The following is a 5848-nucleotide window of genomic DNA, read 5'->3' as shown; positions in this document are numbered from 1 at the left end:
CCCTGGGCCAGCCCGCCCTTGCCGCCGCCCCGTCCCCCCGCGGTCTGCGAGAGCTTGCGCATCAGGGCGCCCGCGTCGAGGCCCTTGTCCTGGGCGCTCTTGCTGAGCTTGAGCACGAGGTTGTGGCCCGAACCCACCGCTACCACGTCGGCTTTGTGGCGCTCGAGCAACTCATCGGCGGCCCCGCGCAGGGCGCCGGCCTCCACGCCCTCCAGCCGCACCGCCAGGTAGCGGTAGCCGCCTGCCTCCTTGAGCTGAGGGCCGCCGCTGCTGCCGGCGAGCTGGGCGCGGGCGAGCTCGAGCCTGAGTCGCTCGATCTCCTTCTCGCGGGCCTTAAGTTCGTCCTGGAGCTTGCCCACCCGCTCGGCCAGCCCCTCGGGGCTCACCCCCAGCTCGCGCGAGAGGGAAGCCAGGCGCTCGAGCTGCTCCCTCACGTAGCGCACCGCGCCACTGCCCGTGAGGGCCTCGATGCGTCGCACGCCCGCCGCCACCGCCTCGTCGGAGCGGATGACGAACATCCCGATCTCGCCGGTGCGCCGCACGTGGCAGCCGCCGCACAGCTCCTTGCTGCTGATACCCTCGATGCCCTCGACGCTCACGACGCGCACCACCTCGCCGTACTTCTCGCCGAAGAGGGCCATCGCGCCTTCCTTGCGGGCTTCCTCGAGGCTCTTGTAGGCGTAGCGCACGGGGAAGTCGGCCTGGATCCAGCGGTTGACCAGCATCTCGACGCGCGCGAGGTCTTTGGGGTCGATGGGCTCGAACTGGCTGAAGTCGAAGCGCAGTCGGTCAGGGCCGACGTAGCTGCCCTTCTGCTGCACGTGGGTGCCCAGCACCGCCCGCAGCGCCGCGTGCAGCAGGTGGGTGGCGGTGTGGTTTTTCTCGGTGTCGCGGCGGTGGGCATCGACGAGCGCCCGCACCGTGCTGCCCGCCTTGAGCGTGCCCTGCTGCACCTGGGCCACGTGCAAGAAGATGCCGTCGCTGTTCTTTTGCGTCGTGCTCACCCTGGCCCAGCCCTCGGCCCACTCGAGCACCCCCGAGTCGCCGATCTGGCCGCCGCCCTCGGCGTAGAAGGGCGTCCGGTCGAGCACCACCTGCACCTCGGTTCCGGCGGGCGCTTCGTCTAGCGTCTGGTCCCCCACCAGCAGCAGCTTGACCTCGGCCTGGGTGTCGGTTTCCTCGTAGCCGACGAAGATGGTCCCGCCGTAGTCCTTCGCCAGCGCGGCCAGGGCCTCGTTGGACTGCCTGAAGAGGTCGCGCTCGAAGGCCATGTGACGCCGGGCGAGCTCCTGGGCTTCCTCCAGCGCGCGCTCATAGCCCTCGGTGTCCACCTTGATGCCGCGCTCGTCGGCGATCTCGAGGGTGAGATCGAGGGGGAAGCCGTAGGTGTCGTAGAGGGTGAAGGCGTCCTTGCCGGGGAGGGTGTCGCCTTCCTTGAGCCCCGCCAACATGCCCTCCAGGCGCTTGATACCCGCCTCGAGCGTCTCGAAGAAGCGCTCTTCCTCGAGCCGGATCTGCTTCTGCACGCTTGCGAGGTTCTCGCGGAGTTCGGGGTAGACCTCCCCCATCACCTCGGCCACGATTTCGGCCAGCTTGTACATGAACGGCTCGCGCAGGCCCAGCAGGTAGCCAAAGCGCACCGCGCGGCGCAGCAGGCGGCGCACCACGTAACCGCGCCCGGTGTTGGAGAAAGTGACGCCGTCGGAGAGGATGAAGCTCACCGCGCGGGCGTGCTCGGCGATGACCCGGTGGGCCACCGAGGAGGGGCCCTCGTAGCTCACCCCCGAGAGTTCGACGATCTTGGCGATGAGGGGGCGGAACTCGTCGGTCTCGTAGAAGTCGGTGACGCCCTGCATCACCATCGCCACCCGCGACAGCCCCATCCCGGTGTCGATGTTGGGCCTGGGAAGGGGCTCGAGCACTCCCCCGTCCTTGCGGTTGTACTGGGGGAAGACCAGGTTCCAGATCTCCACGAAGCGGTTGCTCTCGCGGGTCTCATAGTAGTCGGCCCAGGTGTCGCTGCCGAACTCGGGGCCGCGGTCGTAGTAGATCTCCGAGCACGGCCCGCAGGGCCCGTTGGGACCCTTGGTGGGCGCGTCCTGCGGCCAGAAGTTCTCGTCGGCGCCGAAGCGGTGGATGTGCTCCGGGGGCAGCCCCACGTTTTGGGTCCAGTACTCGAAGGCCTCGTCGTCCTCCTCGTAGATGGTGACGTAGATGCGGTTGGGGTCGAGGCCCAGCCACTGGGGCGAGGTGAGGAACTCCCAGGCCCACTCGATGGCCTCCTTCTTGAAGTAGTCGCCGAAGGAGAAGTTGCCCAGCATCTCGAAGACGGTCTGGTGGCGGTTGGTGCGCCCCACGTTCTCGATGTCGCCGGTGCGCACCGACTTCTGGCAGGTGGTCACGCGGCGCCACTCGCCCTCGTAGCCCGGAAATACCGGTTTCTTGCCCATGAAGTAGGGCTTGAGCGGGGTCATGCCGGCGTTGATGAACAAGAGGGTGGGGTCGTCCTGCGGGACCACGCTGAAGGAGGGCAGCCGCAGGTGCCCCTTGCTCTGGAAGAAGCGGAGGAACTTCTCGCGGATTTCGGCGGTGCTGGGCCCGCTGGGTGGTTTTTGGGTGGTGGACATGTCCGGTTCCTTTCGCCTAAAGAAGCATAAAAAAAGACTCCCCGCCCTCGCAAACCCTCATGGCTCCTTCCCGAAAGAAGGCCGTCAGCGGGTAGCTCGCACGGAAAGCCGCATCTGGCCTTGAATATACGGACGGCCTATGCATTTGTAAAGGAGTTTCATGACCATTGGCGCTATAGCGCTACACTGTTCGGGTGAACACCCAAACCCTGGACCAGATGTCGCTCGAGGCCCTCGAGCACGCCCGCGCTGCGATCGCCAGCTACCCCTACCCGCGCCTGGAGACCTACTACACCTTCGCCGACAAGACCATCATCCCCACCTTCCTCACCCGTCCCATCTCGCGCAGCCAGGTGGAGGTGCGCCAGCGCTTCTACACCGTGCGGGGCACCCTCGACGCCTTCCCGGCCTTTGGCGCCTCGATGAGCATGATGCGCTCGCGCTTCGCCCGCGACGTGTGGGACGAGGGGCACGGCGGCATCCACGTCCTGCCCCGCGTGGGCCTCTCCGACGCCCAGCGCATCCAGGACGTGAAGGCCAGCGCCCCGGCTTTGGTGGGGGTGGCGCTGGGGATTCACGAGGAGGTGGCTTTCTTGGGGGAGCTCTTGGAGCAGCCCAACCTGGCCTTCGTCTCCATCGACATTGCCCACGGGGCCAACGCCGCCGTGCTGCCGGTGCTGGAGAAGATCCGCGCCCAGGGCGTCGAGAGCGGGGTCATCTTGGGCAACGTGGGCAGCATCGAGGGCTTCGCCTACGCCTACTGGCTGATGAAGCTCTCGGGCTTCAAGCACTTCGTGATCAAGGTGGGGGTGGGGCCGGGCTCGGTGTGCACCACCCGCATCAACACCGGGGTGGGGGTGGGCCAGCTCTCGCTGTTGGAGGAGATCTGGCAGTTTCGCAACCACTGTGGCTACACCGACGCCCAGATCATCTCCGACGGCGGGGTGAACTCCTCGGGCGACTTCGTTAAGGCCCTCACCCGCGCCGAGGGCGTGATGATGGGCAAGTTCTTCGCCTCCGGCTCCTTCGAGGACGAGGTGCTCATCAAGAAGGACGGCCACCTCGAGGGCGTGTTGCTCTTCGGCATGGCCTCCTCGCTGGTGACCGAGAAGCGCAACTACATCGAAGGCTCCTCCCAGACCCTAAAAGCCTTCCACAAGGACGCCCGCGAGGCGGTCTCGAGGCTGCGCGAGGGCCTGCAAAGTGCCATGACCTACGTCAACGCCACCAACCTCAACGAGTTCCGGGGGAACGTGCGCTTCGTGCTCAACTCGGCGGCGGCGATCACGGAGGCGGGGGTGCATTGAGGGCCGATGGCCGAATGCTAAACGCAAGACGCGAAACGCTGTAGGGACGGCCACAGGCTCGCCCTTTTCCCTACGGGCTAAGCCAGGTCATAGATCTCCAAGAAGCGCCGGACGCGGGCCTCGAGCGTGGGCAGCGGGGCCACCTCGCCGCAGACCCAGTCCGGGGTGTAGTTGCGGCAGACTTTGGGCCGGTTCTCGTAGATGGCGCACCTGCACCCGCGGTCCAGGTGTTGGCAGGGCACGCCCAAGGGCTTGTTCAGCGCGGCGATGTCGGGAGCGGCGCAGCAGGCCCCGCACAGGGTGCAGTCGCGCTGCCAGAAGGTGGAGGGGAAGGGTTCGGCCATCGGCTTCAACCTGCCGAGATCAGGGCGATGGCCCCCAGGCTCAGCAGCACCCCCAGCCCCTGGGCGGGTCGCAGGCGCTCGTTCAGCACGGCCCGCGCCAGCAGCACCGTCGAGGCGGGGTAGAGCGAGGAGACCACCGCGGCCACGTCCAGCCGCCCGCTCTGGGCGGCGGCCAGGAAGAAGAGGTTGCCCCCGGCGTCCAGGGCCCCGGCCAGGCCCACCAGCGGTAGTTCGCGCAGACGGGGCCAGCGCTCGGGCCGCTTGAGCAGGGCGTAGGCCAGGGTGAGGGCCAGCGCGGTGAGCTTGGCGATGGCCGAGGGCCAGAACAGCCCCTCCACCCGGTCGATGAGCGCGAAGTAGCCGCCAAAGCCCAGCCCGGCCAGCAGTGCCCAGGTGAGCCCCGCCGGGCGAACCGCGCCCTCGGGCCTCGAGGCCAGCCAAACCCCCAGCAGCCCCATGCCGAAGCCCAGCAGTTGCAGCCCGCCCGGCAGCCCCTCCAGCGCCGCCCCCAGCAGCACCGGCAGCACTGCGCCGGTCACGCCCGCTACCGGCGCGGCCAGGCCCATCTGCCCGGCGGTGAAGGCCCGGTACAGCGACAGCAGGCCCAGCGCCCCGGAGGCCCCGGCCAGCACTGCCCAGCCAACGTCGCGGGGGAAGAAGGTCTCGCCGCGCAGCAGGGCCAGCAGGGTGAACAGGAGGAGCCCGGTGGCCGAGACCAGCACGGTGACGGCGTAGGGGTGGGCGCGCCTCGAGGCCAGCCCCCCGCCGAAGTCCCCTGCGCCCCAGGAGATCGCGGAGAGCAGCCCGAAGCCCACGGCCAGCAGTTCGGCGTTCATCCGGGCAGTTTACTACGGCTCACTCCCGCACGTCGCGCAGGCCCCTGCCATCGAAGCGCACCCGCCGCGCCAGTCGGCGGTTGGCGTGGGCGTGATTCTGGGTCTTGTCTACGCTGTAGAGGCTGTAGGTGGCGTGCTCGGGGGTGAGCTCGAGCACCGCGTAGCCGTTGAGCTCGCCCTCGAAGAAGTGCAGGTGGCGGTTAAAGGCCTCGATGAGCGCGTTGCCGGGCCAGGGGTAGCCCATGCGGCCCAGGGCCTCGCGGGGCGGGGGGCTGCTGAGGCTGGGAGCCATGAACTCCGCCCCGCGCACCGGGCCGCGCCCGTTGAAGCCGGGCCGCACCAGCCCGGCCAGCGCCGCGTGCAGGTCGCCGCTGAGCACCAGCAGGTTGTCGCCCTGAAGCTGCTCGAGCAGGTACTGCCGCTCGGCGGCGTAGCCGTCCCAGCCGTCGGCGTTGATGGTGAGGGAGCCCGAGCGCAGGGGCGAGAACATCACCGCGCTCGCCAGCCCGCGCCAGCGGGCCGGGCTCGAGGCGAGCCCCTCGAGCAGCCAGCGCCGCTGGGCCTCGCCCAGCATGCTGCGCTCGGGGGCCTCGAGGGCGGCGCAGGAGGCCAGGGTGCGCTGGCCGTTGCCGCCCTCGCCGCAGGGGTGGGGCCAGCGGTAGGAGCGGGTGTCGGTGACGAAGAGCTCGAGCAGCTCCCCGAAGCGGAAGCTGCGGTACTGGGTCATCTGGGCG

At 68.9% G+C, this 5848-nt stretch carries 5 protein-coding genes; 1 reads left to right on the top strand and 4 read right to left on the bottom strand.

What is annotated here, in order from left to right:
* Positions 1 to 2627: alanine--tRNA ligase (gene alaS, locus Mrose_RS17675; RefSeq protein WP_119280507.1), on the bottom strand; the 2627-nt coding region annotated here is incomplete at its 3' end.
* Between the two features lie 194 nt (positions 2628 to 2821).
* Between alaS and Mrose_RS17670 the strand changes: the two genes are divergently transcribed.
* Positions 2822 to 3934 (top strand): IMP dehydrogenase, encoded by a 1113-nt coding sequence (locus Mrose_RS17670; RefSeq protein WP_245970016.1) that lies wholly within the window; start codon positions 2822 to 2824, stop codon positions 3932 to 3934.
* Between the two features lie 77 nt (positions 3935 to 4011).
* Here the strand turns inward: Mrose_RS17670 and Mrose_RS17665 are convergent, their stop codons facing one another.
* From Mrose_RS17665 to Mrose_RS17655, 3 genes are all read right to left on the bottom strand, one after another.
* Positions 4012 to 4278: a YkgJ family cysteine cluster protein gene (locus Mrose_RS17665; RefSeq protein ID WP_119280505.1), complete on the bottom strand. Its 267-nt coding sequence runs from the start codon at positions 4276 to 4278 to the stop codon at positions 4012 to 4014.
* 5 nt (positions 4279 to 4283) lie between these two features.
* A complete protein-coding gene (locus Mrose_RS17660) occupies positions 4284 to 5114 on the bottom strand; it encodes a DMT family transporter (RefSeq protein WP_119280504.1) in 831 nt (276 codons plus the stop codon).
* A gap of 19 nt (positions 5115 to 5133) precedes the next feature.
* Positions 5134 to 5848 (bottom strand): alkaline phosphatase D family protein (locus Mrose_RS17655; RefSeq protein ID WP_182482897.1); only part of this gene is annotated, 715 nt, incomplete at its 5' end.

The organism is Calidithermus roseus (assembly GCF_003574095.1).
Classification (GTDB): domain Bacteria; phylum Deinococcota; class Deinococci; order Deinococcales; family Thermaceae; genus Calidithermus; species Calidithermus roseus.
This window is presented reverse-complemented; position numbering and strand designations above follow the sequence as displayed.